General features: G+C 68.9%; 22 protein-coding genes. 9 read left to right on the top strand and 13 right to left on the bottom strand.

From position 1 onward, the window contains the following. The first annotated feature begins 8 nt into the window (after positions 1 to 8). Positions 9 to 932 carry an NAD-dependent epimerase/dehydratase family protein gene (locus ACFW3F_RS07760; protein ID WP_388055932.1) on the top strand — a complete coding sequence of 308 codons (924 nt, stop codon included), beginning with the start codon at positions 9 to 11 and terminating at the stop codon, positions 930 to 932. Here ACFW3F_RS07760 and atzF read toward each other — a convergent pair whose 3' ends face one another. The 7 genes from atzF to ACFW3F_RS07795 form a co-directional block, all read right to left on the bottom strand. Beyond that, entirely contained in the window at positions 933 to 2,699 is a 1,767-nt protein-coding gene (atzF, locus tag ACFW3F_RS07765; protein WP_388055934.1) for an allophanate hydrolase, read from the bottom strand. Then, a complete protein-coding gene (locus tag ACFW3F_RS07770) occupies positions 2,644 to 3,369 on the bottom strand; it encodes an alpha/beta hydrolase (protein WP_388055936.1) in 726 nt (241 codons plus the stop codon). Before ACFW3F_RS07770 ends, atzF begins: the two co-directional genes overlap by 56 nt. Continuing rightward, positions 3,366 to 4,070: a cysteine hydrolase family protein gene (locus ACFW3F_RS07775; protein ID WP_388055938.1), complete on the bottom strand. Its 705-nt coding sequence runs from the start codon at positions 4,068 to 4,070 to the stop codon at positions 3,366 to 3,368. The genes ACFW3F_RS07770 and ACFW3F_RS07775 overlap by 4 nt, the downstream gene beginning before the upstream one ends. Further along, entirely contained in the window at positions 4,067 to 5,140 is a 1,074-nt protein-coding gene (locus ACFW3F_RS07780; RefSeq protein ID WP_388055940.1) for a ring-opening amidohydrolase, read from the bottom strand. The genes ACFW3F_RS07775 and ACFW3F_RS07780 overlap by 4 nt, the downstream gene beginning before the upstream one ends. Continuing rightward, positions 5,137 to 6,489: a nucleobase:cation symporter-2 family protein gene (locus tag ACFW3F_RS07785; protein WP_388055942.1), complete on the bottom strand. Its 1,353-nt coding sequence runs from the start codon at positions 6,487 to 6,489 to the stop codon at positions 5,137 to 5,139. The genes ACFW3F_RS07780 and ACFW3F_RS07785 overlap by 4 nt, the downstream gene beginning before the upstream one ends. 87 nt (positions 6,490 to 6,576) lie before the next feature. Beyond that, positions 6,577 to 7,284, bottom strand: coding sequence for a GntR family transcriptional regulator (locus ACFW3F_RS07790; RefSeq protein ID WP_388055944.1), 708 nt, complete (start codon positions 7,282 to 7,284; stop codon positions 6,577 to 6,579). 104 nt (positions 7,285 to 7,388) lie between these two features. Beyond that, positions 7,389 to 8,135, bottom strand: a complete 747-nt coding sequence (locus ACFW3F_RS07795; RefSeq protein WP_388055946.1) for a pirin family protein — start codon at positions 8,133 to 8,135, stop codon at positions 7,389 to 7,391. Between the two features lie 205 nt (positions 8,136 to 8,340). Here ACFW3F_RS07795 and ACFW3F_RS07800 point away from each other — a divergent pair, with 205 nt between their 5' ends. Then, entirely contained in the window at positions 8,341 to 9,978 is a 1,638-nt protein-coding gene (locus tag ACFW3F_RS07800; protein WP_388055948.1) for an NTF2-like N-terminal transpeptidase domain-containing protein, read from the top strand. 29 nt (positions 9,979 to 10,007) lie between these two features. On the opposite strand, the gene ACFW3F_RS07805 is transcribed toward ACFW3F_RS07800, so the two are convergent. Beyond that, positions 10,008 to 10,472 (bottom strand): DUF3054 domain-containing protein, encoded by a 465-nt coding sequence (locus tag ACFW3F_RS07805; protein ID WP_388055950.1) that lies wholly within the window; start codon positions 10,470 to 10,472, stop codon positions 10,008 to 10,010. A gap of 6 nt (positions 10,473 to 10,478) precedes the next feature. Next, entirely contained in the window at positions 10,479 to 11,756 is a 1,278-nt protein-coding gene (locus ACFW3F_RS07810) for a YbhN family protein (protein WP_388055952.1), read from the bottom strand. A gap of 171 nt (positions 11,757 to 11,927) precedes the next feature. Between ACFW3F_RS07810 and ACFW3F_RS07815 the strand changes: the two genes are divergently transcribed. From ACFW3F_RS07815 to ACFW3F_RS07825, 3 genes are read left to right on the top strand one after another with little or no spacing between them, the layout of a single operon-like run. Beyond that, the gene (locus tag ACFW3F_RS07815; RefSeq protein ID WP_388055954.1) at positions 11,928 to 13,274 is read left to right on the top strand and encodes an AI-2E family transporter; all 1,347 of its coding nucleotides are present in this window, start codon (positions 11,928 to 11,930) and stop codon (positions 13,272 to 13,274) included. After that, on the top strand, positions 13,271 to 14,482 hold the full coding sequence (gene macS, locus ACFW3F_RS07820; protein WP_388055956.1) for a MacS family sensor histidine kinase: 1,212 nt from the start codon (positions 13,271 to 13,273) through the stop codon (positions 14,480 to 14,482). Before ACFW3F_RS07815 ends, macS begins: the two co-directional genes overlap by 4 nt. 21 nt (positions 14,483 to 14,503) lie before the next feature. Beyond that, the gene (locus tag ACFW3F_RS07825) at positions 14,504 to 15,181 is read left to right on the top strand and encodes a response regulator (protein WP_388055958.1); all 678 of its coding nucleotides are present in this window, start codon (positions 14,504 to 14,506) and stop codon (positions 15,179 to 15,181) included. Here the strand turns inward: ACFW3F_RS07825 and ACFW3F_RS07830 are convergent. Further along, on the bottom strand, positions 15,153 to 16,622 hold the full coding sequence (locus ACFW3F_RS07830; RefSeq protein WP_388055960.1) for a serine hydrolase domain-containing protein: 1,470 nt from the start codon (positions 16,620 to 16,622) through the stop codon (positions 15,153 to 15,155). The genes ACFW3F_RS07825 and ACFW3F_RS07830 overlap by 29 nt on opposite strands. Before the next feature lie 88 nt (positions 16,623 to 16,710). Here ACFW3F_RS07830 and ACFW3F_RS07835 point away from each other — a divergent pair, with 88 nt between their 5' ends. Continuing rightward, positions 16,711 to 17,376, top strand: a complete 666-nt coding sequence (locus ACFW3F_RS07835; protein WP_388055962.1) for a TetR/AcrR family transcriptional regulator — start codon at positions 16,711 to 16,713, stop codon at positions 17,374 to 17,376. Positions 17,377 to 17,458: 82 nt separating this feature from the next. Here the strand turns inward: ACFW3F_RS07835 and ACFW3F_RS07840 are convergent, their stop codons facing one another. From ACFW3F_RS07840 to trmB, 3 genes are all read right to left on the bottom strand, one after another. After that, complete coding sequence (locus ACFW3F_RS07840; protein WP_388055964.1) at positions 17,459 to 20,770, bottom strand: MMPL family transporter; 3,312 nt, start codon at positions 20,768 to 20,770, stop codon at positions 17,459 to 17,461. Between the two features lie 220 nt (positions 20,771 to 20,990). After that, the gene (locus ACFW3F_RS07845; protein ID WP_388055966.1) at positions 20,991 to 21,662 is read right to left on the bottom strand and encodes an NYN domain-containing protein; all 672 of its coding nucleotides are present in this window, start codon (positions 21,660 to 21,662) and stop codon (positions 20,991 to 20,993) included. After that, the gene (gene trmB, locus ACFW3F_RS07850; protein ID WP_388055968.1) at positions 21,655 to 22,446 is read right to left on the bottom strand and encodes a tRNA (guanosine(46)-N7)-methyltransferase TrmB; all 792 of its coding nucleotides are present in this window, start codon (positions 22,444 to 22,446) and stop codon (positions 21,655 to 21,657) included. The genes ACFW3F_RS07845 and trmB overlap by 8 nt, the downstream gene beginning before the upstream one ends. A gap of 234 nt (positions 22,447 to 22,680) precedes the next feature. Between trmB and ACFW3F_RS07855 the strand changes: the two genes are divergently transcribed. The 3 genes from ACFW3F_RS07855 to ACFW3F_RS07865 are packed head-to-tail and all read left to right on the top strand — an operon-like array spanning position 22,681 to position 25,507. Further along, positions 22,681 to 23,559, top strand: coding sequence for a hypothetical protein (locus tag ACFW3F_RS07855; RefSeq protein ID WP_388055970.1), 879 nt, complete (start codon positions 22,681 to 22,683; stop codon positions 23,557 to 23,559). Beyond that, entirely contained in the window at positions 23,556 to 25,103 is a 1,548-nt protein-coding gene (locus ACFW3F_RS07860) for a hypothetical protein (RefSeq protein WP_388055972.1), read from the top strand. The genes ACFW3F_RS07855 and ACFW3F_RS07860 overlap by 4 nt, the downstream gene beginning before the upstream one ends. Before the next feature lie 5 nt (positions 25,104 to 25,108). Continuing rightward, positions 25,109 to 25,507: a DUF6802 family protein gene (locus ACFW3F_RS07865; RefSeq protein WP_388055974.1), complete on the top strand. Its 399-nt coding sequence runs from the start codon at positions 25,109 to 25,111 to the stop codon at positions 25,505 to 25,507. Positions 25,508 to 25,532 lie beyond the last annotated feature (25 nt).

The following is a 25,532-nucleotide window of genomic DNA, read 5'->3' on the forward strand; positions in this document are numbered from 1 at the left end:
CTCGACGCATGCGGGTTTTCGTGACCGGCGGTACGGGCGCCATCGGGGGATACGCGGTGCCCGCGTTGGTCGCCGCGGGACATGAGGTGCGCGCCCTGGCGCGCTCGGAGGCCGGTGCTTCCGCACTGCGCGCCCAGGGTGCGACTCCGACGCACGTGTCGTTGTTCGACCGGAACGGCCTCGCCGAGGGCTTCGACGGATGCGCCGCCGTCGTCAATCTCGCGTCGGCACTGCCCGGGACGGCCTCGTTCGTCCGCCTGTCGGCCTGGGAGGAGTGCCACCGGATCAGGCGCGAGGGTTCGGCAGCGGTCGTGGATGCGGCCATCGCCGCCGACGTGCCGCGGGTGCTGCAGGAATCGGTTGCCATGGTGTATGCCGATTCCGGTGACCAGTGGATCGACGAGGAGTCACCGGTCGACCATTATCCGATCGCGGCAGGTAATCACGCCGCCGAGGCATCGGCCCATCGGTTCACCGGTTCCGGCGGCACCGGTGTGGTGCTCCGATTCGGGCTGTTCTACGGCGCCGGCGCCGCCCACAGCGAGCAGCTCATGGCGCTCGCGCGGCGGCGGATCGGCTTCCGTGCAGGTAGGCCCGATGCCTACGTCTCCTCAATCCATCTCGCGGATGCCGCCGACGCGGTGGTGTCGGCACTCCGGGCCGAGTCCGGCACATACAACATCGTCGACGATCTGCCGGTCACCAAACGGCATCACACGGCTGCCCTGGCCGGTGCGGTCGGCAGGCATCCGGTCGTGACCGGGCCCGGTCGTGCTGCGCTCCTGCTCGGCGCGCGCACCACGTCGCTCACCCGATCGCTCCGTGTGTCCAACAAGCGATTTCGGTCGGCAAGTGGCTGGCAGCCGCACTATGCGTCGGTGTGGGAGGGGTACGCGCAGATGGCGCGCCGACTCGACGCCGTCCCAGGTTGATCACCCGGAGATTCCGACAGCGGACCGGCCGGGTGCGACGGAGCCGGTGCGGTTAGGTACCTCGCGTCTGAGGTAACGCAACCAGCCACCGTACTCCGTGATGTCGACTGCGGAATCGACAGACGATGCAGCGCAACCGAAACCAGTCGTCGTACGACCGTCGGACAGCTGGACCGGTCCCACTGCCATCGGCGATGGGAGTGCCTGGACGAACGACGCGAACGCCGCGGCTGGTACGCGCCAGATGCCGCCGTCGATCTCGACACCGCCGGTATTCGTGTGCACGAGACCTGGTTTGGGTGGGGTGGTGTCCAGGGCGTACAACCGATAGGCCGGGGAAGTGGAAGCGCCGCCCAGGTAGCGAGCCCCTCGCCCGGTGAGCTCGTGCTCGAGTGGTTGACCGGGGAGATGAGCCCCGACGACGAAGAGATCGACGAACGTGGCTCCGGCGGCCTCGATCCAGGGTCCGGTTGGACCGAGTGGGCCCGTAGCACTTAGTGCGGCAACGGATTCGGGCTCTACGAACACGCGCCGGGCAAGGTCGAGTGCCACCGCGTCACCGAAGGCGCGGCACAGCACGGTGACCCCGAACTGAGCACCACCGACCATGCCCGCGGGTGTCGCGACACCGGACATGTCGAAGAGATTGGCGAAGTTCGTGTAGGTGCCGAGCCACGAGTTGACGCCGACGGGGTCGGCCCGGACATCCTCGATCGTGGGATGCCCGGGAACCGTCGGTACGAGGAGGGCATCGAAGCCGTCGAGCGAGGCCAGGGCGCGCCGCCGGAGGCCTTCGAGACGTTCGAGATCGCGGACCATCCGAGACGCGGGGATTCGGCCGGCCGCGGAGATGATGTCCCCGACGGTCGGATCGATGGGTGACGCGACGGTCCCGGTACGGTGACCGTCCACGAACCGGCCGACCGCGGCGTGCCGTTCGGCCACGAGACCACCGTCGTACAGCAACCGCGCGGCCTCGAGAAATGTGGTGAACGGTATCGGTTCCACCGCAACACCATCGGCGCGGAGCCGGGCCACGGTGGCGGCGAACGCCTCAACCCAGGCCGGCGCCAGACCGGGCAGCTCCGAGGGTATCGCGACGCGTGCGTCAGACGGTGCCGCAAGGGGGGCGTCGTGCGGGACCGGCCGAGCTCGGGGACCGCCGGCCATGTGTGCCATCGCGGTGTTCGCGGTCTCGAGGTCGCGGGCCATGATGGTGACCGCATCCCATGAACGGCAGGCGGGCACCAGGCCCTGCGCGGAGACCACACCGAGGGTGGGCTTGATCCCGACGATTCCCTGCAGCGCCGCGGGCACTCGCCCGGACCCGGCGGTGTCGGTGCCGATCGCGATGTCCGCGAGACCCAGAGCCACCGCGACCGCGGAGCCCGAACTGGACCCGCCCGAGACGTGATCGGGTCGACGGGCATCGCGTACACCGCCGAACGGACTGCGCTGCCCGACGAGTCCGGTCGCGAACTGATCCAGATTGGTCGACCCGACGACGGTTGCGCCGGCGGCACGCAGACGGGCGACCGACTCGGCATCGGCGATCGCAGGCCCTTCGGCAAATCCCGGGCAACCGGCAGTGGTCGGCAGACCGGCCACGTCGACGTTGTTCTTCACCGCCAGCAGCAATCCGGCCAGCGGACCTGCTGCGGCGGACGCCTCGCGCGTCACGCTCACCCGGTCGCGGATGTCGATCCACACCTCAGGGCGGCGGACGGTGTCCAGCGTGTCGAAGAATGCGGTGACCCGTGGTGTCATGGTCGTCCCTGTCTGTGTAGGCGGTGCGCGGAGAGGTGCATGAGTGTGCGAGATCGTCGATCACCGGCACGAATGCGTTGTCCAGGTGCGCCGCGTGCGAGGTGCCGGCAAGGACGCGCCGCCCGAAACCGCACCGACCCGCGACCGCGTTCACCGATTCGTGTCGTGCGGCCGGCGACAACCGGCCTACCGTGAGGGTCACCGACGTTGCATCGGCAACCGGTTCCTGCGGTTCGAACGCACGGAACATCGCCAGTTCCCGTTCGACGACGGCATCGTCGGCCGACGTCATGGCGGTGGTCCACCCCGGTCCGTAGAGGGCTCGGCCGAATCCGTGCACTCCCTCACGCCGAAAGGCGTCGACGACGTGATCGAGCAGGCCGGGGACGAGTGATCCGGCCGCAGGCTCGTGGAAGAAGCCTGCTGCCATCCCGACGCCGCGGATGGCGAGTTCGACGCCCAGAGTGGCGCCCCCGCTGACCCCGAAGACCACGGCACCCTCGCACCGTGGTGCCAGGAAGTCGACTTCGGTGTCGAGACAACCGGATTGGGGACGGATCGGGACGTCGACGTCGTATCCGATGGCGGCGAGCGCGTAGGCGGTCGATTCCCACACCGGCGGGTCGGTGGCGACGCCGCAGACGAGGACCGCGCGACGCGGCGTCGTCATGACCGGGCGGCGGCACCGGCCGACCCGAGGGTCGTCAGCAGCTGCCCCGACGTCGCCGTCGCCCCGAAGACGCCGCCCTGCATGGCGATCATGCTCAACGCGGCGAGGTGATGGCTGTGGTCGGTCGCGCCCGTGCAGTCCGACAGCACCAGGCATTCGAAACCGCGATCGTTGGCCTCACGCATCGTGGTGTGAACACAGACGTCGGTGGTGATCCCGGTGAGGATGAGGTGCGTGATCCCGGCGGATCGTAGGACGAGGTCGAGATCGGTGGCGTAGAACGCTCCTTTGCCGGGTTTGTCGATGATCGGCTCACCGGGAACGGGCGCCACCTCGGGCACGATCTCCCATCCGGGTTCGCCGCGGACCAGAATCCGGCCGCATGGGCCTGTGGAACCGATCTCGGCGCCGGCGCGGGCCGAGCGCCACCGCTTGTTGGCGGGGAGATCGCTGAGGTCGGGTCGGTGCCCCTCCCGCGTGTGGACCACCAACATCCCGGCCGCGCGACAGGATTCGAGGACTGCGGCGGTCGGCTCGAGTCCGGCGCGGGTGAGGGTGAGGTCGTATCCCATCGAGTCGACATAACCGCCGGGACCGCAGAAATCCACCTGCCAGTCGATGAGCAGCAGGGCCGTCCGCGTGACGTCGAGCCCGCCGTCGTAGGGCCATGGGTAGGGATGTGCGTCGACGATGGATGTCACCGGTCTGTTCCTCGCTTCGGAGTGGCGATGTGCACGGGATCGATTTCGTAGACGACGGTGACGCTGCCGCCGCCGGGCCGGCCCTGATGTTCGGCGCCGCCGGACACGTACACGGCTCCGTCTCCCTTCACCGCGGCGGCGAGCGCCCCGACAGCGGCGCGCGCGTGGCGGGTGGCGTTGATGTCGGAGTCGGTCAGCATCGTGTGCCGGAGACCCCGGATGGTCCCGGAGGGATCCGACTCCGCCTTGACGAACAGTTGACGGATTCGTCCGCCCCGCTCGGCCACCTGTGCGGCAGCCTCCTGCAATGCGGCCAGGTCGTAGGCGTCGGTCATCTCGGTGTGTAACGCCCGCAACGGGTTCGATGCCTTCGAGCTCTCGGCGAGCACCAGGATGTGGCAGGTGTCGAGTTCGGCACCCGCGCTCGCGGATGCCCGGTTCGACCACGCGGATCGATGACCGGCGAGTGCTGCCCGCGCCGTGTCGTCATCGATCTCGTCGAGTGCCGACGCTATGCCGAGGGAACTGGCCGCCCGCGAACGCGCCATCGACTCGTAGGTGTCCTCGCTGACGGGTTCGATGCCGCGGCTGCGCATTTCGGCGATGTCGGTCGAGGTGAGCAGCGGGCACTTCGCCAGCACGAGGTGTACGTCGTCCACGGCGACGTCGAGGTCGACGAGCAACTTCGCAACGGTGTCGCGGACCGCTTCCATCTGACCGGTGCGGCCCAGCTCGTCCGACGGGATGACCGGCGTCGTGCCGACGGCCGCCACCAGTCCGCGGTCGTGGCGCGGATCGTGGGAGGCGTCCGCCACCAGAAGGTTGACGTGCGGTGCCAGCACGCCTTCGGTTCCCCCAGAGAAGACGGTGATCGCCTCGGCGGCGAGCCGAGGGTCCCACGTGGCGGCCGCAAGAGTCCGGCTGAAGTCGTTGACGCAACCGTTGCCCTCGGTCTTGCCGATGACGGCGAGGATGTCGTCGGCCGCCGATCCGTTCTCGGACAGCACATTCAGTGCATCCGTGTCATTCGGGCCGGTGGTGGGGACGGTCAGTAGTCGAACACCGGTCACGCCACTGTCTCCTTGTCTGCGATGGGGTCCGTGGCCGGCGGGTTCGTTCGTCCGCCGCGCCGAGGGAGGTGATGGAAGAAGAGGTTCAGGACGAAGGCGGTGATGACGGCGCTGCTGATCGCGTTGCCGAAGATGATCTGCACTTCCGCCGGGAAGTTGCTGTACACGTCCTTCGACACGATCGGGATCATTCCGGCGCCCAGTGCGAGAGACACGATCAGAAGGTTGTCGTTGTCGCGGTAGTCGACCTTCGACAGCGTGCTGATCCCGGTTCCGGCGACGGTTGCGAACATCACCAGGCTGACCGAGCCGATCACCGCGCCGGGAAGACTCGCGATGGTCTCACCGAGCTTCGGGATGACGGCGAGCACGATGAGAAGGGCGCCGGCGACCACGACCACCGTCCGGCTCGTCACCCGGGTGATCCGGACGAGGCTCACGTTCTGCGCGAAGATGGTGTCCGGGAACGACGTCCATGCTCCGGCCAAGACCGCCGAGACGCCGTCCGCGGCGAGCCCGCGGGCGATGCGCGGTGGGTCGGCGTCGATGCCGGTGGTTTCCGAGATCGCCATCATGTAGGCGGTCGACTCGATGAAGATCACGATCATCACGATGCTCATCGAGATGATCCCGGCGATGGGGAACGTGGGAGCGCCGAAGAAGAACGGCTCGGGGATGCCGAACCAGGCGGCGTCGCCGACACCGGTGAAGTCGGTCAGCGACATGAGTGCGGCCGCAACGGTACCCAGGACCAGAGCGATGAGAACGGCTGCCTGGCGCAGGAATCCCGTGCCGTAGCGCATCAGCGCCACCACCACGACGACGATGCCGAGGGCGAGTGAGAGGCGGGCTCCGTCGGCAGGCTCGTCGTCGAAGATCATGGACACGGCCTTGCCGATGAGCGAGAGGCCGATCATCGTGACGGCTGCGCCGCGCACGGCCGGTGGGAAGAATCGCAGCAGTTTCGAGAACGGCACCGCCATCAGGATGGCGAAGATGCCCGCACCGATCATCGACCCGTAGACGGCGTTGAGGCCGTACTCCTGCCCGATGAGGATCATCGGTGTGACAGCTGTGAACGAGGCGCCGGCCACCACCGGCATGCGTGCGCCGAGGAACTTGCCGACGCCTGCGGCCTGGATGATGGTGACGATGCCGGCGATCAGCAGATCGGCGTTGACGAGCAGTCCGATGGTCTGTTTGTCGAGGCCGAGAGCGGCGCCGAAGACCAGGGGGACGGTCACGCAGCCGGTGTACATGACGATGACGTGTTGGGCGCCGAACACGCCCGTACGCCACCATCCCGTGAGGCCGGTCGAGCCGGCCGGTTTCTTGAGGAGTTTGTGCATACGAAGATTCGTATACGTTCTACGTGTCTACGACGTTAGCTAGCGTTACCTAGCGGTTAATCCGACCATTTTCGTATACGAACATGGTCATTGCAGTAGCGCGCGGACCAAATCCTCGTCTCTACGGACGTGCTCGTCCATCAGATAGCCGGCCTGTACCGGTGAGCCGTCGAGAATGGCGCCGGCGATGGCGGTGTGGTCGCGCCAGCAACCGTCGGCGCGGGTGGCGACCTCCCGATCGAAGACCCACGCTATGCGGCGCAGGGTGCGGTCCAGTGTTCTGGCGAGTTCGCGGTTGCCCGAAGCCTCGGCGACGAGCGCGTGGAACTGCATCACCAGGGGCGGCACCGCATCGTGCTGCCGCATCTGCTTCGCGGTGGTACCCGATTGGGTCACCATCTGCAGCTGCTCGGCGTACTCGCCCCCCCGACGTTCGGCCGCGAGTCGGGCGCCGAACACCTCGAGCCCACGACGGACCTGCATCACCTCGAGTGCGTCGGTACGAGACTCCCCCGAGACCGTCGCTCCCTTGTATCGCTCCAGATGGACGAACCCCTCGCTCTGCAGCTGGGACAGTGCCTCGCGCACAGGTACACGGGAGACCCCGAACCGTTCCGCGAGCATCGGCTCGGGGAGACGATCGCCCGGCGAGAGTCGGCCGTCGAGCACATCGTCACGGATCGCAGCGGCGATCGCATCCCTCGTCGTCGGTCGCTCCGGGGTGCCGTCGGCCATCGTCGGCACGCTGATCGTCAGGACCGGAGTGGGGTCGGTCGTGTCTGCTTCGGGCCTCACGCGACTCAGGATAGGCCGAGATCGTGGAGCCCACTCGGTGGCGCTACGTCCAGATGAGAGGTGGTGACCGGGTGGGCGTGGGCACCTACGCAGTGTGCCCGACGCTAACCACCCAGCCCGGCGGCCATCGACCACACGAGGAGCTCGACGTCCTCGTCGCCAACGGTGCGAATCGACAGCGGCCCCGAGTCGACGGTTCGCAGGGCGTCGCCCGGACCGAGGACGCCGACCTCGTCGACGCTGATCTGTCCGTCCACGACGAACACATGGGTGAACCGGGCGCCGGGCACCTCGACGGTCCCGCCGGGCCGGAGTAGCGCGGCGTAGAGGGTGGCGCCCGAGTTGGCGACGTCGATGGCGGCGTCGCCGGCCGGGTCGCCCGAAGCGATCGGCACGAGTCCGCCGGCGGCGAGACGCTCCCGGACGTCGGCCTGTGCATACGAGGGGGCGAGACCGTGGCGGTCGGGCATCAGCCACATCTGGATGTAGCGCACGGGCCCGGTGCCCGAGCCTGCGAGATCGGTCCAGGCGTCGTTGCGTTCGGAGTGCTCCACGCCGGTGCCGGCGCTCAGACGCTGCACCAGGCCGGGGTAGAGCACGCCGGAGTGACCGGCCGAGTCGCGATGGACCAGCGTCCCCGAGACCACCCACGTCACGATCTCGCTCTCCTGATGGGTGTGGAGATCGAAGCCCGCGCCCGGCGCGACGACCTCGTCGTTGACGGCCAGCAGCGCGCCGAAGTGGGTGTTCGACGGGTCGTAATGGTCGCCGAAGGAGAAGCAGTGCCGTGAGGTCAGCCAGTCGGTCGTCGTGACCGCTCGGTCAGCGCTCCGGATCACGGTGAAAGCCATGTATTCATTGTCGCAGTCGGGCAAGCTGTGGGCGGTCGGGGATGACCGGGTCCGGCGTGGTACAGACGCACTGCGCCGGACAGCGATCGCGCACGACAGGGAGTGCCAAAGGTCCTGTCGACGAGATGAGTTCGTGACCGGCTTGATCCCCGAATGGAAGCTCACCGCGTCGTATTCGAGTGTTACAAGAGTGAAGATTGTTGTCATGAAGATCTGGGTCAAGCGCGCGACGACAGCCGCTTGTGCGGCGGTCACGTGCGCGGTCATGGTGAGTTCCTGCGGCTTCGGCGGTTCGTCGAACACGGGTGCCGCTGCTGCCATCGACTCATTCGCCGAAGCGCTGAGCCGTCAGGACGCCGGCGGTGCGGCCGGGTTCACGACCGCGCCGGGTCAGGCCGGTGACACTCTCGCCACCACCCTGAAACAGATGTCCGCTCAACGCGTCGACGTCGACGTCGAGAACCCTGTCGAATACAGCGACGGGACGGCGACGTTCTCGGTCACCACCACCTGGAACTGGGACAAGGGGCGCGTGTACGAGTCGACCAGCGGCGGTACGGCGCGCAAGCTGTCCTCGGGCTGGAAGGTCACCTGGGACCCTGCGATCCTGCACGCCGGGCTCACCGCCGGTGGCACCCTGCGCGAGATCCGCACCGACGCGAAGCCGGCACCGACCGTGCGCAGCCGCACCGGCCGGGTCTTCATGTACGCCCAGCCGGTCAACGAGATCGTGCTCGACCCCACTCGCACCGCGGACCTCAACGCCTCGGTTCGGGCGCTCGCCGGGGTGATCGCGCCCATCGCACCCCTGATCACCGGTCAGGTGATCCGCGAGAAGCTCGACGCGACCCCGGGCAGGGCCATCACCGCGGTCGGACTCCGCGACTCCGACATGGAGGTCCTTGCGGGCGACCCGCGTCGGGTCCCCGGAGTCGTGGTCAATCGGTCCGATCAACTCGTGACGGCCGACCGGAGACTCTCCTCACCGCTCGAGGACGGACTCACCAACTACTGGCAGGCCATCCGCGACGCGACCGCCGGCTGGCAGGTGGAGATGGTCGGTCCGGGGGCCGCTCCCCGGAAGTTGGCAGGCGAACAGGGCCCGCCCGGACCGGACGTGCCCACGACAGTCGACCAGGGCGTTCAGCTGACCCTGGGTGACGCGGCTGTCGAGGTGGGTCAGCCCGCGACCATCATGACCCTCGACGCGCAGACCGGCGCCATCCTCGGGATGGCCCGGAACTCGTACGCCGTCGACAACGGAATCGACATCGACCAGCCCTATCCGGTCGGTACGACGCTCAACCCCGTCTTCGACGCGATCGGACGCGCCGCCGGACCGCAGCCAGAGCGCGGCGACGAATTCCTCGATCGTCTCGGACTCGGTGTCCAGTTCACGGTGCCCGGCGCGAGCGTTCCCACGCCGGATCGTCCCGGAATCGCGACCATCGACTTCCGGCCCGGTCAGAGCATGATGTCGATGACGAACATGGCCGCCTTCGGGGTCGCGATGGCGCGCAGTGCATCCGGACAGACGTCGTCGGTGCCGCCATTCGTCCTCAAGAACGTGCCGACGAAGATCGCGGGTGGCGAACTCGGCGGACTCGATCCGGCCGTCGTCCGGCCGGTCCTGCATGCCATGACCACGACAGCCGCCACCGGCGACGCCAGTGACCTCACCCGGGCACCCGGGCTGCGAGCCCTCGTGGGCACCAACGGCCCCGAGGGGCCGGGATGGTTCGTGGGTCTGCAGGGCGGTCAGGTCGTCGTGATCTACACCGAAGGGCCCAAGTCGGGGACCGCTGCCCTCCAGGTCGCGCAGAAGTACTTCACGATCAAGTAGGTCCGCAGACAGCTCGGGGAGGGGACCGTCTACGCCGACGCGCGCCGGCCGAGCACGGCGAAGACGGCACGCCAGCCCAGCAGGAAGATCGCGAGCACCACGGCCGCGACGATCACGAAACTGACCGCCACGCCCTGGCTGAGGATGAAACGCAGGATCATCGCGACGGTCACCGTGCAGAACCAGACGACCAGACCGACCGGGACCACCCGGTCCGGACGATAGTCATGCCCGAAGAAGTCACTCGACCGCACATGGGCATAGACGTAGGTGATGGACCAGCCGGCCGCGCAGCCGGCCAGGAACGGCCACAGCGTGTGCAGCACCGAGGTCAGCGCGTAACCCTCTTCGTGGCTGGCCCGGCCGATGAGGACGAAGACCGTGATCGCCACGGCGTCGAACAGGGCTGCGACGGGAGCCGTCGCGGTTCCGCGCGCCGGCGAGGTCCCCGTCTCCGCCGTGTCGGAGCCCCGATCCGTCTTCGAGCTCAGCATGGTGGACTACCGTACCGGGTCGGGCGGCGGATCGGTGTCGGACGCAGTGCCGGACTCCCCGGGAGGACGCTCACCGGGTGGTCCGTCCGGGGTCTGTCCATCGACCGACGGACCAGGGGTCGTGTCCTCCGGTGGGCTCCGGTCACCGGGGATCGCATCGTCGACGCCGGGATCGGCGGATGCCTTGTCGGCGCCGCGTTCGAGGACCTCGGCGTCTCGCTCCACCTCGTCGATGAACGTGTCGTCGCGCTTGATCCGGCTGCGGAACATGACGCCGATGACGCCCCAGCCGATGGCCGACACGATGACGTAGCTGATGAGGCGGTAGATGAGGACCGCCGTGATGGCGTCGGCCGCGGGCATCCCGGCGCTCGTCAGCGCCGGCACGAGCACCGCGTCGACGACCCCGATACCGCCCGGCAGCAGCGGGATCGCCGAGCCGACGGCCTTGCCCGCGGCATAGGCGACCATCAGCCCGGAGATGCTCGGATGGGCGTCGACCGCCCAACAGGCGAACATCAGGCACGCGACGTCGGCAACCCAGTTGAAGAAGCTCCACCCGAATGCGATCGAGGTGTCGCGCTTGCCGAGCTGGACCGCGCGGAGCTGTTCGAGGGTCTCGAAAAGGCGCTCGGTGCCGTGGGCCTCGGGCTTGTTGCGAAGCTGGTTGACCCAGCCGAGAACACGGATGCCGGTGCTCTTCAACGACTCCGGGTGGCTCGCCAGGTACTGCAGCACCACCGCGACCGCGAGGAATCCGGCGACCGAGAAGACCACCGAGAACGGACTCGTCTTGGCGCCGGCCAGCAGCGCGCCGCCGAAGCCGAGGACGGCGAGCCCGATACCGGCCAGCAGGCCCGACATCACGACCTGCCACGACGCGATCACCGGCGTCGCACCCCACTTGCGGGTCTCCCGGTAGGTGAATGCCGGGGCGAGGACCTGGCCACCCGGCATGGTCTGGCTCAGCGAGTTCGCCGCCAGGATGACCGACAGGGACTGCCACTGGGTGACGCGCACGCCGGCCGAGCGGAGCAACGCCCGCTGGACCTGGGCGAAGCTGTCCATCGACAGCATCGCGGCGACGAGACAGGCCGCGACCCAGTGCCACTCGATCTCGCCGATGCGAAGCCAGGCGCCCTTGAGTTCGGGCCAGATGATGACGATCTCGACCGCGAGGATCACCAGGACGACGGTGAGTAGGACCCAGCGCACCCACCAGAACCGAGGACGGGTTGCCGGGGCTGCCGCGCCCCCCGGCGAGCCAACATCCTCCGACGACATACGTGCCACCCTAAGGTAGGGGGCTCATGACGGTGACCACCCCGTCGGCCACCTGCGCCGGCTGGTTGTCTGTCTCAGAACCGGGGCGACCGGTCTCCGACGTCCGATCGATGACCGGATGCGTCGAATACCGGCCACCTGTTTCCGAGACACAGCACTACTGTTGCTTGCGTGACCGAAGCCGAACGATCCGACCGGCCGCGCGATGTCCGGGACCTTGCGTCGATCGATCGGGCGAAGGTGCACCCACAGGTGCGGGCGGCGGCGGAATGGGCGTGGCGGCTGCTGCTGCTCGTCGCGGCCGGGTACGTCGCGACCCGGGTGTTCCGGGAGTTCGAGGAAGTGCTCGTACCCGTCGCCCTGGCCATCCTGATCTCGGCGATGCTGGTCCCCGGGGTCGACGCCCTCGATCGGCGGGGGCTCCCACGGTCGCTGGCGGTGATCGTCAACCTGATCGTCGCGACCGGGCTCCTCGCCGCGGTCATGACGTTCGTGGTCCGCGAGTTCATCGACGGCGTACCCGAACTCGCCGAACAGGTCCGGGTGACCGTCGAGAAGACCAGGGAATGGCTCATCAACGGGCCCCTCGGCCTCGACCGGGACCAAGTGCGCAACATCGGCACCGACACCCTCAACTTCATCCAGCACAATCAGGACCGCGTCACCAGCGGTGCCCTGGCCACAGCCACCACCGCGACCGAGATCATCACCGGTGCACTGCTGACGCTGTTCCTGGTGATCTTCTTCCTGTACGGCGGGGGTCAGATCTGGCGGTTCTCGGTCAACGTGATCCCCGCGGCCAACCGGAATCGGGTGTGGGAAGCGGGCATCGCCGGGTTCGGCACGTTGGTCGGTTACGTCCGGGCAACCGTCGCCGTCGCCTTCGTCGATGCCTGCGGTATCGGCATCGGACTCGCCATCTTGCAGGTGCCCCTGGCTCTTCCCCTGGCGTCGCTGGTGTTCCTCGGCGCGTTCATACCGATCGTCGGCGCGCTCGTCACCGGCACCCTGGCGGTGCTCGTCGCCCTGGTGACCCAGGGGTGGATCGCCGCGGTCGTCGCCCTCGCCATCGTCATCGGTGTCATGCAACTGGAAAGCCATGTGCTGCAGCCATTCCTGCTCGGGCGTTCGGTTCGTCTCCATCCGGTCGCGGTGGTACTCGGGATCGCGGCCGGGCTGGTGTCGGCCGGCATCATCGGCGGTCTGCTCGCCGTGCCCCTGATCGCGTTCTTCAACACCGCGATCCGGCGTCTCAAGGGGCGCGGAGTCGACGGCGACGGCAACGACGGGCGCCCGGGTGTGGTCGCCGAGCCCGACCCGCCGGTCTGGGACACCGATGACCCCGACGCCGCCGCCGAAACGCTCGCCCATGACCACTCCGACACCCGATCTCGTCCCGGTGACGGATCGGAGGGGCGGTCCGGTCCCGACAAGGAACAGCACAGCGCCCGAGACGGTGCCGATCGGGACGGGAGCGATCGAGACGGGAGCGATCGGGACGGGAGCGGCGGGACGTGACGCGGCAGCGGCCGCCGGTGTTCGGCACACTGCCGGACCGGCAACCCGGTCCGGATCGCCTGGACCGGGTCGTCGACAACGATCCGGTCGGCCCGCTGTGGCGGGGCGCGCAGATCTTCCGGTTGCTGTCGTACCTGTACGCGCTCGGCTTCCAGATCGCCGTCAACCCCGACCTCGACCGCGGCGGGGTCGCCTGGGTCCTGTTCGGACTGCTCTCGGTCTGGACGCTGGTGAGCGGGATCGGCTACTTCGTGGGGTTCGCGCGTAATCGGGTGTGGGTCGGTGCCGAGGTGGTCGTCGTCTGCGCGCTGATGCTGTCGACGTCGTATGTCGCCGGCGCGGAGTGGGCATGGAACAACCAGACCTGGCCCACCACCCTGTGGGCCACCAACGCCGTCATCTCGGTCGCGATCCTCACCGGGCCGGTCGGCGGGATCGTGTCGGGACTGATCGTCGGCGGCACCAGCACTTTCGTCAAAGGTGAACTCAATCTCGACTTCGGACGGAACGCGACGATCATCGTCATCGTGGCGACCGGCATGGCGGTCGGACTCGCGGCCGCGAACGCGCGCCGGGTGCAGGAGCAGCTGTCCCGGGCGGCGCGTATCGCCGCGGCCGCCGAAGAACGCGAGCGACTCTCCCGTGAGGTCCACGACGGGGTACTCCAGGTGCTGGCGCTGATCGCCCGACGCGGACGCGAGATCGGCGGCCCGACAGACGAACTCGCCACGCTTGCCGCGGAACAGGAGCGTACGCTGCGTCGACTCATCTCCGATACGGACGAACCCGTCGCCACCGATCCCGACGCGCAACGCAGCGTCGACCTCGCCGCCGTCCTCCGCGGCTTCGCCGACGGTCGGATCTCGGTGAGCGCTCCCGCGGATCCGGTGATGATCCCGGAGAGCCGGGGAGCGCAGATCCGCGCGGCGGTCGTCAACGCACTCGACAACGTGGTGAACCATGCCGGTCCCGGTGCGCGCGCGTACATCCTGGTGGAGGATCTGGGCCGGGACGTCGTGGTGAGTGTGCGCGACGACGGGATCGGCATCCCGGACGGCCGCCTCGCCGAGGCGGTCGTTCAGGGGCGCCTCGGAGTGTCGAAGTCGATCGTCGGGCGGATCGAATCACTCGGCGGGACTGCGCACCTCGACACCGAACCGGGTGCCGGGACGGAGTGGGAGTTCACGGTCCCGCGGGACGACAGCTGAGAGCCGAGGGGAGCAACGGGTATGAGTGCAGGCCGGAGTGACGAGGGGCGGGCGCCGCTGCGGATCATGGTCGTCGACGACCACCCGATCTGGCGTGAGGCGGTGGCCCGTGACCTCGCCGACGAGGGGTTCGACGTCGTCGCCACCGCGGATGGGGTGGGCAGCGCGGGCCGACGCGCGGCAGCTGTCACACCCGACGTCGTACTGATGGACATGCAGCTACCCGACGGTACCGGCACCGAGGCGACGGCAGCGGTTCTCGAGGTCTCGCCGCGGACTCGGATCCTGGTGTTGTCCGCCTCGGGTGAGCGTGACGACGTGCTCGAGGCCGTGAAAGCCGGCGCCAGTGGGTATCTGGTGAAGTCGTCGTCGCGCGAAGAGCTGGTGGAGGCGGTGCGGGCCACCGCCGATGGTCAGGCGGTCTTCACCCCGGGACTCGCGGGACTGGTGCTGGGCGAGTACCGGCGCATGTCCCAGCAACCCGACGCCGCGCCCGCGGCGCCCGTGCTCACCGAACGCGAGACCGAGGTGCTGCGTCTGGTGGCAAAAGGGCTGAGCGCCAAACAGATCGCGCGACGCCTCGAGTTGAGTCACCGCACCGTCGAGAACCACGTCCAGGCCACCCTCCGCAAGCTCCAGCTCGGCAACCGGGTGGAGCTGACCCGCTACGTCATCGAACACGGCCTCGAGGAGGAGTGAACTCGGTGCGCCCGTCAGAGGTGGCGAGCGGTGGTCGTCCACGAATCGCAGTGGCCACGAGGACAATCACGGCGATCACCCATGTCGCGACTCCGATGTCCCGTCCGAGGGCGGTATCGGGCAGCCAGATGCGCGCCTGGGCGGCATCGAGACCGACGAAGGTGGGAAGGTACCAAAGCGAGATGAGGATGCCTGCGGAACCCACGATGGCGAGCGCGCGTGACAGGGGTCGCCGGATTCGAAGGCCGACTGCGGCCATCACCAGGCCCGAGATCGCCACCACCGAGATCACCCACGGGATCGTGCCCAGCAGGGTGTCGACGCCGGTCTGGTGGGGTTGTGCACCGTCGAGTAGTGCCAGGACATCGGGGGCGATACCGGCGAGCGAAGGTGCGGCCGCTTCGCCGTAGATGTTCGCGAGAACCACGACCGTACGGTCGCGAGTGCCGAGCAGGACGTGTGCGAAATAGCCCGGGGTCGCGCCGGTGTGGTCGATGGTCGTTCGGTTACCGGCATCATGAACACGCCAGCCGTAACCGTACGTCGCGGTGCCGCCGTCGACCCGCGGTCGGTGTAGGAGCTGGAGCGTGCCGGCGGGCAGCACTGCCGGTGCGGCGCCGCTCATCAGCTGCGCGTACACGGACATGTCGGTGAGGGTCGAGGACACGTATCCGTAGGGGGCGCCGGAATCGTCGAACCCGGGATCATGTGTACGCGGTGTGCCGAACCAGTACCGGTGTCCCGGCGGGAGTCCAGACGCATGCTCCGCTGAGGCGACAGTCCGCGTCATCCCGGCAGGGGCGGTCAGTTCGTCGTCGAGAACCTCGGCGAAGTCATGTCCGGTCAGCTCTTCGATCAGCGCGCCGAGCACGAGGTAGTTCGCGTCGCTGTAGACGAACTCGCCTCGAAGTCCGCTTCGATGCAGTGATTCCGCGGCCCTGCGTAGGGCGCCGGGACTGGTGTCGTACCGCTCGGCGACCGCGAGCCCGTCCGCTCGGCTGTACCCGCTCCTGTGAGTCAGCAGTTCGTCGACGGTGACGCCTCCCGAATCAGAGAGCCAGGGGAGGAGTGACGAGATGGGTGTACCCGGTGACACTCGGCCGTCGACGATACGGCGTCCCACCAGAGCCGCTGTCATGGATTTCGCAACCGAGCCGATCAGGAACTGCGTGTCCGGCGTGATCGGTGCGCCGGTTCCGTCCCTGCCGTCCAGGAAGGTCAGAACTGGGTCCTCTCGCTCGGTCACCCGTACCGCCAGACCCGGGATGTCGAGTCTGTCGCGCACGTCGTCGAGGTAGGCCTCGACCTGTGCGATGGTGCCGCCCGTCGCGGTATGGGCGGCGACGTCAGGTGTGCCGATTGCCGGTCCTACCCCTGTCAGGCACATCAGGAGTGCGACGACGAACAGGATCGATCCCGACTGCATTGCGCGGACGCGCATTTCGCTCACCTCAAACAATATGGTCATATGGTCGTCGATAACCATACGAACATATTGTCCCGAGTGTGTCCAGGGGTATGGTCGGTCCATGGGACGCGTAGCCGATCACGGACAACGGCGCCTGCAGATCGTCGGCGGCGTCGCGGAAGTGGCCCGTACGACCGGGCTCGGCAGCGTGACGATCGCACGAGCCGCACACGCGGCCGGGGTCTCGGTCGGTCTGGTGCAGCACTACTACCCGTCGAAGGAAGATCTGCTGATCGACACCTTCACCTCCCTGCGTGCCGGCGTTCTCCATCGGATCGACGCGGAGATCGAGCGGGCAGAGCGCCGAGGCGCACGGATCGAGGACATGATGATCAGCGGACTGTCGCAACTGCTTCCGTTGACGCCGCGTCGTCGCGACGAGGTGTACCTCAGCCATGCTTTCGCCGGCCTGGCGCTCGAGAACGAGCAACTCCGTCAGCACCTCGAACGAGCGCACGGCGACGTGCGCGACCGGATCGAGTCGGCGCTGGTGAACGGCACGCAATGCGGTGAGGTCGATGAGGAGACCGACGCGGTATCTGCGGCGTTCGGCGTCGCGGCGCTCACCGACGGCCTGGCCGCCCAGTTGCTGGTTCGTGCTGGGACCGCCGAGAAGTCGCTCGCCAACGCGGTGCTGTCGGGTGAGGTTGCGCGACTGTGCCCGGGGGAGTGCACTCGGCATGGCTACCGCGATCGATCGGCCCACGGAACCCGTGGCCGCGAATGACCTTCGCTCACACATTCCGTTCCCGCTCACCGAAATCGGGTGAGCGGGAACGGAATGTGTGAGCGGGCCGGATTCCGGCCGGTCACTTCTGCGAACGACTCCGCTTCAGCAGTTCCTGGACGCTGATCTGGCCGTCGTCACCGGTGTCGTCGGATCGGGCGTGCCGGTCGGTACGCGGGCGGCGGCGGCGAGTCGACTCGTCCACCGGGCGATCCTGCTCGCCCGAGGCGGGACCGCCCTCGGGCCGTGAGGCGGCTGCCGGGGTCGCGTCGGCGCTGAGTCCGCGCTCCATCGGCGACGGACCGTTGCTCCGACGGCTCCGCGACGACGGGGTCGACGTCTCAGGGCTGACCGAGGCCGCGAGCGGGCGACGACCGGTCTCGTCGAGGGCGGGCCTACGTCCGAGCGGGGAACGCTGACCGGACGGATCGGGATTCGGCCGAACCGGTCCCGGGGTCGGATTCGGACGCTCACCGGTCTCCGGCACGCGGGGCGGGCCCGAAGGGGGTGTGACCGTCGGCCGGTCGCCGTTCGTGGATCGGGGCGTGGCGTCGCCGAGTCGGATGCCGCCTTCGCCGAGACTCCAGCCCCCGGTGTCGGGACGGTCGCCCTTCGACACCGCGGGACGCCGATACGGCGTGGCGGGACGGCGTTCGGCGGGCTCGGGGGTCGGCGCACCGGGTGCGGGCGAGGGTCCGACGCGCGCCGGCGTGGTGCGCGGCGGGGTCGGCCCGGTGTTCGGGCGGCCCGGGCTCGGCGGCGGACCGGCGGGGGCGCCCTGCGGAGCAGGTGCGGGTCCGGAACCGGTGCGCAGCTCGGATGCCTGGCCCGTCGGCGCACCCGCGCGACCATTGCCCATGGATCGGTCTGGGGCGGGTCGGTCTGGGGCAGGTCGGTCCGGAGCGGGTCGGATCGGGCTGCCGGGCCGGCCGGCGCCGACCGGCACACGACCCCGGCCGGGGACCGCGCCCGCGGCTACCGGTTGCCTACGCGCCGCAGCCATCACCGAAGTCGGGGCCTCGGCCACCACGGTGCCAGCGCTCATCGGACGGGCGGTGGCGCCGGCGTCGCGTTGTTCGTCGGGCTCGTCGTCGAGGACGGTCTCGCCGAGACCGATCTTGCGCTGGACCACTCGCATCCACCTCGGCGCCCACCAGCAGTCGTCACCGAGCAGCTTCATCACCGACGGGACGAGCAGCATGCGGATGACCGTGGCGTCGAGGATCAGGGCGGCGATCATGCCGAACGCGATGTACTTCATCATCACGATCTCGGACAGGCTGAACGCGCCGGTGACCACGACGAGGATCGCGGCCGCCGCGGTGATGATGCCGCCGGTGTGCGCGGTACCGCTGCGGATCGCCTCCGTCGTGCTCGCGCCCTTCTGTCTGGCCTCGACCATTCGGGAGAGCAGGAACACCTCGTAGTCGGTCGAGAGGCCGAACACGATCGCAATGATCAGCACCAACACGGCCGCGAACAGCGGGCCGGGGGTGAAGTTGGCCAGTTCGGCGCCGTGGCCGTCGACGAATATCCAGGTCAGGATGCCGAGAGTGGCACCGAGTCCGAGAGCCGTCATGAGCGCGGCCTTGATCGGCAGGACGATCGAACCGAACTGCAGGAACATCAGCAGGCCCGTGATGAGGACCAGCATGACCGCCATCAGCGGGAGCCGCTGCATGAGCGCGTCGATCGAATCCTGGGTCAGGGCCGGTGTGCCCGCCACGTACATCGTGAGGCCCTCGGTGTCGATCGCGCGCAACTGATCGATCGCCTGCGCCGCGGTGTTCCGGTCCTGGAGACCCGCCGACACCTGGTAGACGCCTACATTCGGGTACCGCTCGGCGTCGAAGGAGCCGAAGTCGGACTTGTCGGCGTCGCTGAACTTGTTGGTGAAACCGGGGACCTCGTCGGCGCGCTTGGCGATCGCGTCGAGCTTGTTCTGGTCGGCCTGGCTCGACTCGTCGTAGATGATGACGAGCTTGATGGCCTCGGTCCGCTCGCTCGGGAAGTACTCGTCGAACTTCTCCTGCGCGACACGGTTGGGATTGTCCGGCGGCAGGAACTTCTCGCTGATACCGCCGAACTGGATGCTGCCGAACGGGATGATCAGCGCGAGCAACAGGAGCACGGTGGGGACCGCGGTCTTGACCGGGTGCTTCATCACCCACGTCGCGAGCCGGCCCCAGAAGCCGTTCTCGACCTCCTGGCTGGTCTTCATGCGTCCGCTGAACCGCGTCTCGATCGCAACGGCCCGCTCCTCGCCGGAGAAGCGCCGGGCCAGCGGGACGGCCGTGTACTTCATGACCGTGCTGATCGACAGCATGTTCACGCGGGGGCCGAGGATGCCGAGGAGCGCCGGCAGGACCGTGATCGACAGGATCGCGGCGAGCGACACCGATGCGATCGCGCCGTACGCGACGGACTTGAGGAATCCCTGCGGCATGATCAGCAGACACGCCAGCGCGGCGACGATGATCGTCGCGGAGAAGACCACCGTCTGGCCGGCGGTCATCACGGTTCTTCGGACCGCGGCCTTCGTCGAATACCCCTCACCGAGTTCCTCGCGGAACCGGGACACGATGAACAGGCCATAGTCGATCGCGATGCCGAGACCGATCAGCGTGACGACCGACTGCGCGAAGATGTTGAGCTCGGTGGTGAGCGCCAGGATCTTCATGATGCCCAGCGAACCGGCGATGGTCAGACCGCCGATGAGGACGGGCAGACAGGCGGCGACGACGCCGCCGAACACGAAGAACAGCATGATCGCCACAAGTGGCAGCGCGAGCACCTCGGCGCGATGGATGTCCTTGTCCATGCCCTCGGCCATGGACCCGGCGATCGGCTGCAGGCCGGCGAGTTCGAAGCTCGTCCCGGGGAGATCGAAGCGTTCGGGGATGTCCTCGAAGAACGGTTCGATGGTCTTGTAGTTGTTCAGGACCGTCGTGTCGTCGTTTCCGGCGACGCCGATGCTGATGAAGGCGTGTCTGCCGTCCTCGGTGAACAGCCGGTCCTGCAGCGTGCTCTGCGCCGGCTGGACCAGGAACGGGTCGTACAGACCCGGATCGGCGCGTCCGACGATGTCGGGGTGCGTCGCGATGAGGTCCTCGACGAACGTCTCCACCTTGGCCCCGAAGGCCTTGTCGTCGACTTGCGTGCCCTCGGGCGGGGTGACCATCAGGATGACGTCGGAGGTGTGGTCGCGCCCCAGCGCCTGGTCGGCGTACCGCGCGCCGGTGTCGGACTCCGACGTCGGATCGAACCAGCCGCTCTGGCTGAGGTGCTTGCCGAGATCGAGACCGTACAGTCCGAGTCCGGCCATCATCGCGATCAGCACCGCGATGACGAGGAAGCGCATTCGGTAGACGAATGTGCCGATGAACCGGAACACGCTGATGTCCTTTCGTGTACGACGAGTCGGGCTCTGGTCGCCCGCGTTCGCAGACCGCCGCTGGCGATTCTGTCAGTTTCCCGAGAGATCCTGACAGTGTTGCCTGAGTGATCCCTGAGGCATCGGCCTCGGGGTCACCCGCGGGCCCACCCGCAGCGGCGCCGCGCAGTCGATCGCGGACGACCGTCCTCCCACACCCGCACGGCCACGACGCCGCAGGTCAGCGCAGCAAAGCGCTGAGCGGACGGAAGGGCGTGAGCCACGCACCCTCGTCGGGCAGGGAGTCCAGGCCGATGCGCGGAAGTGGCTCGCGGAACACGCCGGTGATGTCCTCGAGGTCGATGAACTCCAGTTCTTCGGCGCTCAGTGCCCAGCTGGCGTGCTCACGGAATCCGATGACGGTGACGGGCACGCCGTCGGCGACCACCTCGAGCAGCGGTTCGCGGAATGCCTGGCCGTCGGCGGACGCCACGATCACGCCGGCTAGTCCCACAGTGTGCCTGCGAAGTTCGATGTGGTCGAGCATGTCGGAGTCGACGTCGCTGTCGTCGGTCAGCTTCGGCTTGGCGAACACCGCGAAACCGACATTACGGAGCGCGTCCACCCACGGACGGACAACATCGGCACTACCAGGGGCGATGTTGGTGAACACGGTGGCCTCGGGCTCCACCGCACCGGCGCCGTCGGTGAGAGCGGACACATCTGCGGTCCGCTGCAGCAACCAGCGCCCGAGAGCGTCGAAACGGGGGCGGTGTGCGGCGGTCGGACGCCCGCCGAGGAGGGCTCCGAGACCCATGTCCATGTTGGGTGCGTCCCACACCAGCAGCATGCGGCGCGTCCCCGTCTGACCGGCGATGGTGTCGGCGAAGCCGGTCGGGCTCTGGTCACTCATGGCTGGCTCCCGTCGGGGTGCCGCCGGTCGCGGTGACCGGCGGGATGGGCCGCGTGTACACGAACTCGCTGACAAACCGACCGTCGCGCTCCGCGCGCCCCTCGAACTTCGTCGTCGGCCGCTCCAACGAGATCGGCGACTCGCGGGTCAGCTGGACGACGTGCGGGCGACCGGCGTCCTGGGTGGCGAGCGCCTCCGCGATCCATTCCGCGTAACCCGCGTGATCGGTCGCGATGTGCAGCACTCCGCCCGGGACGAGACGGTCCGCAATCAGCTCCAGTGTGCCGGTCTGGACGAAGCGACGCTTGTGGTGCCGCGATTTGGGCCACGGGTCGGGAAAGAACAGGCGGACCCCGGTGAGACTCGACGACGGGATGAGTTCGGTGAGGACGATGGCGGCGTCGCCGCGGATCAGGCGCACGTTGGTGAGCCCGTTGCGGTCGACGAGACCGAGGAGTTGGGCCAGGCCGGGCTTGTAGACCTCCACGGCCACGACGTCGACGTCGGGCTCGGCCTCGGCCATCGCCGCGGTCGAGATGCCGGTCCCGCTGCCGATCTCGAGGACCTTCGGGGCGTCGCGGCCGAACAGCGCGGTGAGGTCGAGCTGCGGCTCCGGGACGCGTTCGGGCCCGATCTCGAGGTCGCGGCCCAGAACCGGCCACAGCGTCTCCCAGTTGCGCTGCTGACCGGTCGTCAGCGTGCCGCGGCGGAAGCGAAAGCTCGTCACGCGGGGGTACAACCTGGACCTGTCGGGGCTGTTGTTCACGCGTCCATCGTTGCGCATCGAGCCGTCTCGGCGAAGTCGCGGGCGGATTGCGGCCGCGGTCAGGGGCAGCGCGGGTGGCTCGAACGTGGATCGATCCCGCCGCCGCGAGAGATGTGGAGGCAGCTCCGCCGTTCGCGCCGATCCCGATTATTCTCGGCCCTGCTGCGGTTCACGTGCGCTGATGGCCCGGGGCTGTCGGCGCGGCCGGACCGGGTCGCGTGATGCGCAGGGGGCGACGACGAGGAGGCTGCGGTGGGGGCACCGGTGAACACCGTCGGGCGCGGTGCGCCCGGCGGCAGCGAGTTGTCGATCGCCGCCGAACAGGGACGTCTCACCGATCTCGTCGATCCGGTCTCGTCGTTGGTGCCCGTCCTGAGCGCCGCCGGCCGGCGTTTCCTCCGTCCACTGCACGTCCAGGTCGTCGGCCGCCCGGGGACCGGGCGCGACACCATGGCCCGCGCGCTTCGAGAACGGCTGTCGCTCACCGTGATCGGGCCCGGCGAAGGCAAGAATGCCGCTGTCGACGCCGATCTGTGGCTGCTCGTCCTGGCCGGGTTGCCCCGGCGGGCCGACCACGAGCTGCTCGCAACCCTGCCGTCCGATCGTGTCCTCGTGGTGCTCGGCAAGGCCGACACCCACGGCGAATGGGATTCCGCGGTCGCCGTCGCATCGGCGTGTGCCACCCGCCTGGGCACGCCGGTGTATGCGGTGTCGCAGTTGCTGGCGTGCGCCGACCTCGACTCTGCGGAGTTCGCGGCGCTGACGGCCATGGCGGCCGCCGGTGGCGGGATGCCGTCGATGGCCGGTCGGTTCCTCGTGGGACGCCCGGGTTCCGACGAACGGCTGATGCGGCAGGGTCTGCTGCGCCGGATCGACGCCTACGGCATCGACACCGCGCTCGCGCTCATCGAGACCGCGTCACCTGTCGCCACGAACGCGGGAGACCTGAGTCGGGCACTGCGGGACGCCAGCGGGGTGCCCGACCTCGTGGGGCCGATCGGGGAGCGGGTCGGCCGCATCCGGCACTGGCGCGAGGTCGAGTTGCGCCACCGGTTGGAGGAGGCGGCCGCGGCCGGTCTCGACCGCGCCGGGGCCGAACGACTCCTGGCCGGCGCGGGGGCGGCCACATGACCGGCACGGCACTCGATGCCGCACGCGAGCTGACCGGGTTCGACCCTGATCGCGTCGACACCGGCACCGGAGTGCTGGTTGTCGGCACCGACGGGGTGGGCGTACGGACGCTGGTCGAGGCCTGTCACGCGCTCGGGCCGGACCTCGACATCGCCGCCCGGACCCGTCGAGGTGCACCGGTCGGTGCGGCTCTCGTGGTCGTGGACCCGTCGTCGTCGGTCGGCGAGGAGGAACGACTCCTCGTCGAACAGATGCGCGCGCAGATCGGGACGGTCGCGATCGTGTGCACCAAGATCGACGCGTTCTGGGAGTGGCCGCGGACGGTGCGTGCGCACCGATCCACGCTCGACCCGTTCGCGACGCTGCCGCTGTTCGGGGTGTCCGCGGTGGCGGCGCTCGGGGGTGCGGTGGACGAGTCGGGGGTCGACGCGCTCGTGGAGTGGTTGCGCGAGGCGACGGACGCGCCGGAGGAGTCCCGCGGCGAGCGAGCGCGTCTGGCGGCCGGTATCGGCGCGGTCGAGCACCTGCTCGGTTCGGCGGGGACCGGTGCGGACGACGAGGCGACCGCGCAGGCCGCCGCCGACGAACTCCTGACCCGCCGCCGCCGACTCCTCGCCAACCGTGACCGCGGACGCACCGACCGGCTGACGGCCGCACGCGCGGGCCTGGCTCGCGTGCGCGCGCAGTCGTCGACTGAATTGCACGCCGGAGTGCGCGACCTGGCGGCGGCGGCCGCCGACCACGCTCCGGCCGCCGACCCGGGATACGCCACCTGGGTCCGAGCCGGATGGGCCGAGCTCGCCGACCGCGTGCGTCGCCGGGCCGACGAGCGGGCCGACGCCGTGCGGGCGACCGCCCTGGTGGGTCTGGACCCCGAGTCGGCGACGGACGAGCCGTGGCCGGCGGTGTCACTGGACACCGAGCGGCCGAGCCCGCGGGCGCGGCGCGCGGGTGCCGAAGACGCGTTGCTCGTCGTCATCGGCGCGTCGACCGGTCTGGGCGTCGGACGCCTCGTCGTCGCGCCGATGGCGTCGGTGCAGACGCTGCAGTGGATCAGCATGCCGCTCGCCCTGCTCCTGGGTGTGGCGGTCGCGGCGTGGGTGATCCGAGTCCGGCGGGGTGCGGTGAACCGTTCGGAACGAGCGGTGCGCACCGTCGAACTCCTCGCCGAGGCCCGGACGACACTCGATCATCAGCTCGCCCTGCGTCTCACGGCGGCCGAGACCCGGATCGCCGGGCAGATCGCACGCGCCCACGAACGCCGCAACCGGGAGGTGTCGGCAGAGATCGCGCGCCTCGACGAGGAGATCCGCCGGGTGCGCAGTGGTGTCGATGTCCGCGGTGCCCGGGTCCGGCGCGAGCGCGCCGAGGCCGTCCGCCGCGATCTCGCCGCACGGTCGGAACGGCTCTGGGCGCATCCCGCCGGCCGCGGCGACGATCCGGGACGGAAGTCCGACGACCCCGCAGAGCACCAGGACGACCGACGGCAGGACGAGGGACCGGCCGGAACCGCCCGAGCCGGCCACGACGACGGGAAGCAGTGATTCTGATGGACCCGATGTTCTCCGACGACGCCACCGAACCGGATCGCCCCGACGAGTCCTTGCTGTTCGGTACGGCCGACGGGGCTGCTGATCCGAGGTCGGTCGAGTCGGTCGCGGCGCTGCACGAGTCGCCCGCGTCCGATGATCTCGACGACCACCTGTGGATGCACGACGACGGCCGGATCTGGGATCTCGGACCCGCCGAGGTGGACACCGACAACGACGGCGTCAACGATTCGCTCACACGGAACGGGCCCGACGGGTTTACCGTGTACACGGACAGCGATCGGGACGGGCAGGTCGACAAGATCACCGAGATCGGCGCGGACGGCGAATTCCGGTCCGCCGTGCTCGACCCGGACACCGGCGAGTGGATCTCCGGCGGATCGGGACGAATCGGCTGACATGTGACCGTCGCTCGAACCGGTA

This window comes from Gordonia sp. NPDC058843 (assembly GCF_042743165.1).
In the GTDB taxonomy this organism is placed as follows: domain Bacteria; phylum Actinomycetota; class Actinomycetes; order Mycobacteriales; family Mycobacteriaceae; genus Gordonia.

Bases quoted from the DNA above. Each gene is read 5' to 3' on its own strand.
- ACFW3F_RS07760 (WP_388055932.1), top strand. From the start codon at position 9: ATGCGGGTTTTCGTGACCGGCGGTACGGGCGCCATCGGGGGATACGCG.
- atzF (WP_388055934.1), bottom strand. From the start codon at position 2,699: ATGACACCACGGGTCACCGCATTCTTCGACACGCTGGACACCGTCCGC.
- ACFW3F_RS07770 (WP_388055936.1), bottom strand. From the start codon at position 3,369: ATGACGACGCCGCGTCGCGCGGTCCTCGTCTGCGGCGTCGCCACCGAC.
- ACFW3F_RS07785 (WP_388055942.1), bottom strand. From the start codon at position 6,489: ATGCACAAACTCCTCAAGAAACCGGCCGGCTCGACCGGCCTCACGGGA.
- ACFW3F_RS07795 (WP_388055946.1), bottom strand. From the start codon at position 8,135: ATGGCTTTCACCGTGATCCGGAGCGCTGACCGAGCGGTCACGACGACC.
- ACFW3F_RS07800 (WP_388055948.1), top strand. From the start codon at position 8,341: ATGAAGATCTGGGTCAAGCGCGCGACGACAGCCGCTTGTGCGGCGGTC.
- ACFW3F_RS07805 (WP_388055950.1), bottom strand. From the start codon at position 10,472: ATGCTGAGCTCGAAGACGGATCGGGGCTCCGACACGGCGGAGACGGGG.
- ACFW3F_RS07810 (WP_388055952.1), bottom strand. From the start codon at position 11,756: ATGTCGTCGGAGGATGTTGGCTCGCCGGGGGGCGCGGCAGCCCCGGCA.
- ACFW3F_RS07825 (WP_388055958.1), top strand. From the start codon at position 14,504: ATGAGTGCAGGCCGGAGTGACGAGGGGCGGGCGCCGCTGCGGATCATG.
- ACFW3F_RS07830 (WP_388055960.1), bottom strand. From the start codon at position 16,622: ATGCGCGTCCGCGCAATGCAGTCGGGATCGATCCTGTTCGTCGTCGCA.
- ACFW3F_RS07835 (WP_388055962.1), top strand. From the start codon at position 16,711: ATGGGACGCGTAGCCGATCACGGACAACGGCGCCTGCAGATCGTCGGC.
- ACFW3F_RS07845 (WP_388055966.1), bottom strand. From the start codon at position 21,662: ATGAGTGACCAGAGCCCGACCGGCTTCGCCGACACCATCGCCGGTCAG.
- trmB (WP_388055968.1), bottom strand. From the start codon at position 22,446: ATGCGCAACGATGGACGCGTGAACAACAGCCCCGACAGGTCCAGGTTG.
- ACFW3F_RS07860 (WP_388055972.1), top strand. From the start codon at position 23,556: ATGACCGGCACGGCACTCGATGCCGCACGCGAGCTGACCGGGTTCGAC.
- ACFW3F_RS07865 (WP_388055974.1), top strand. From the start codon at position 25,109: ATGGACCCGATGTTCTCCGACGACGCCACCGAACCGGATCGCCCCGAC.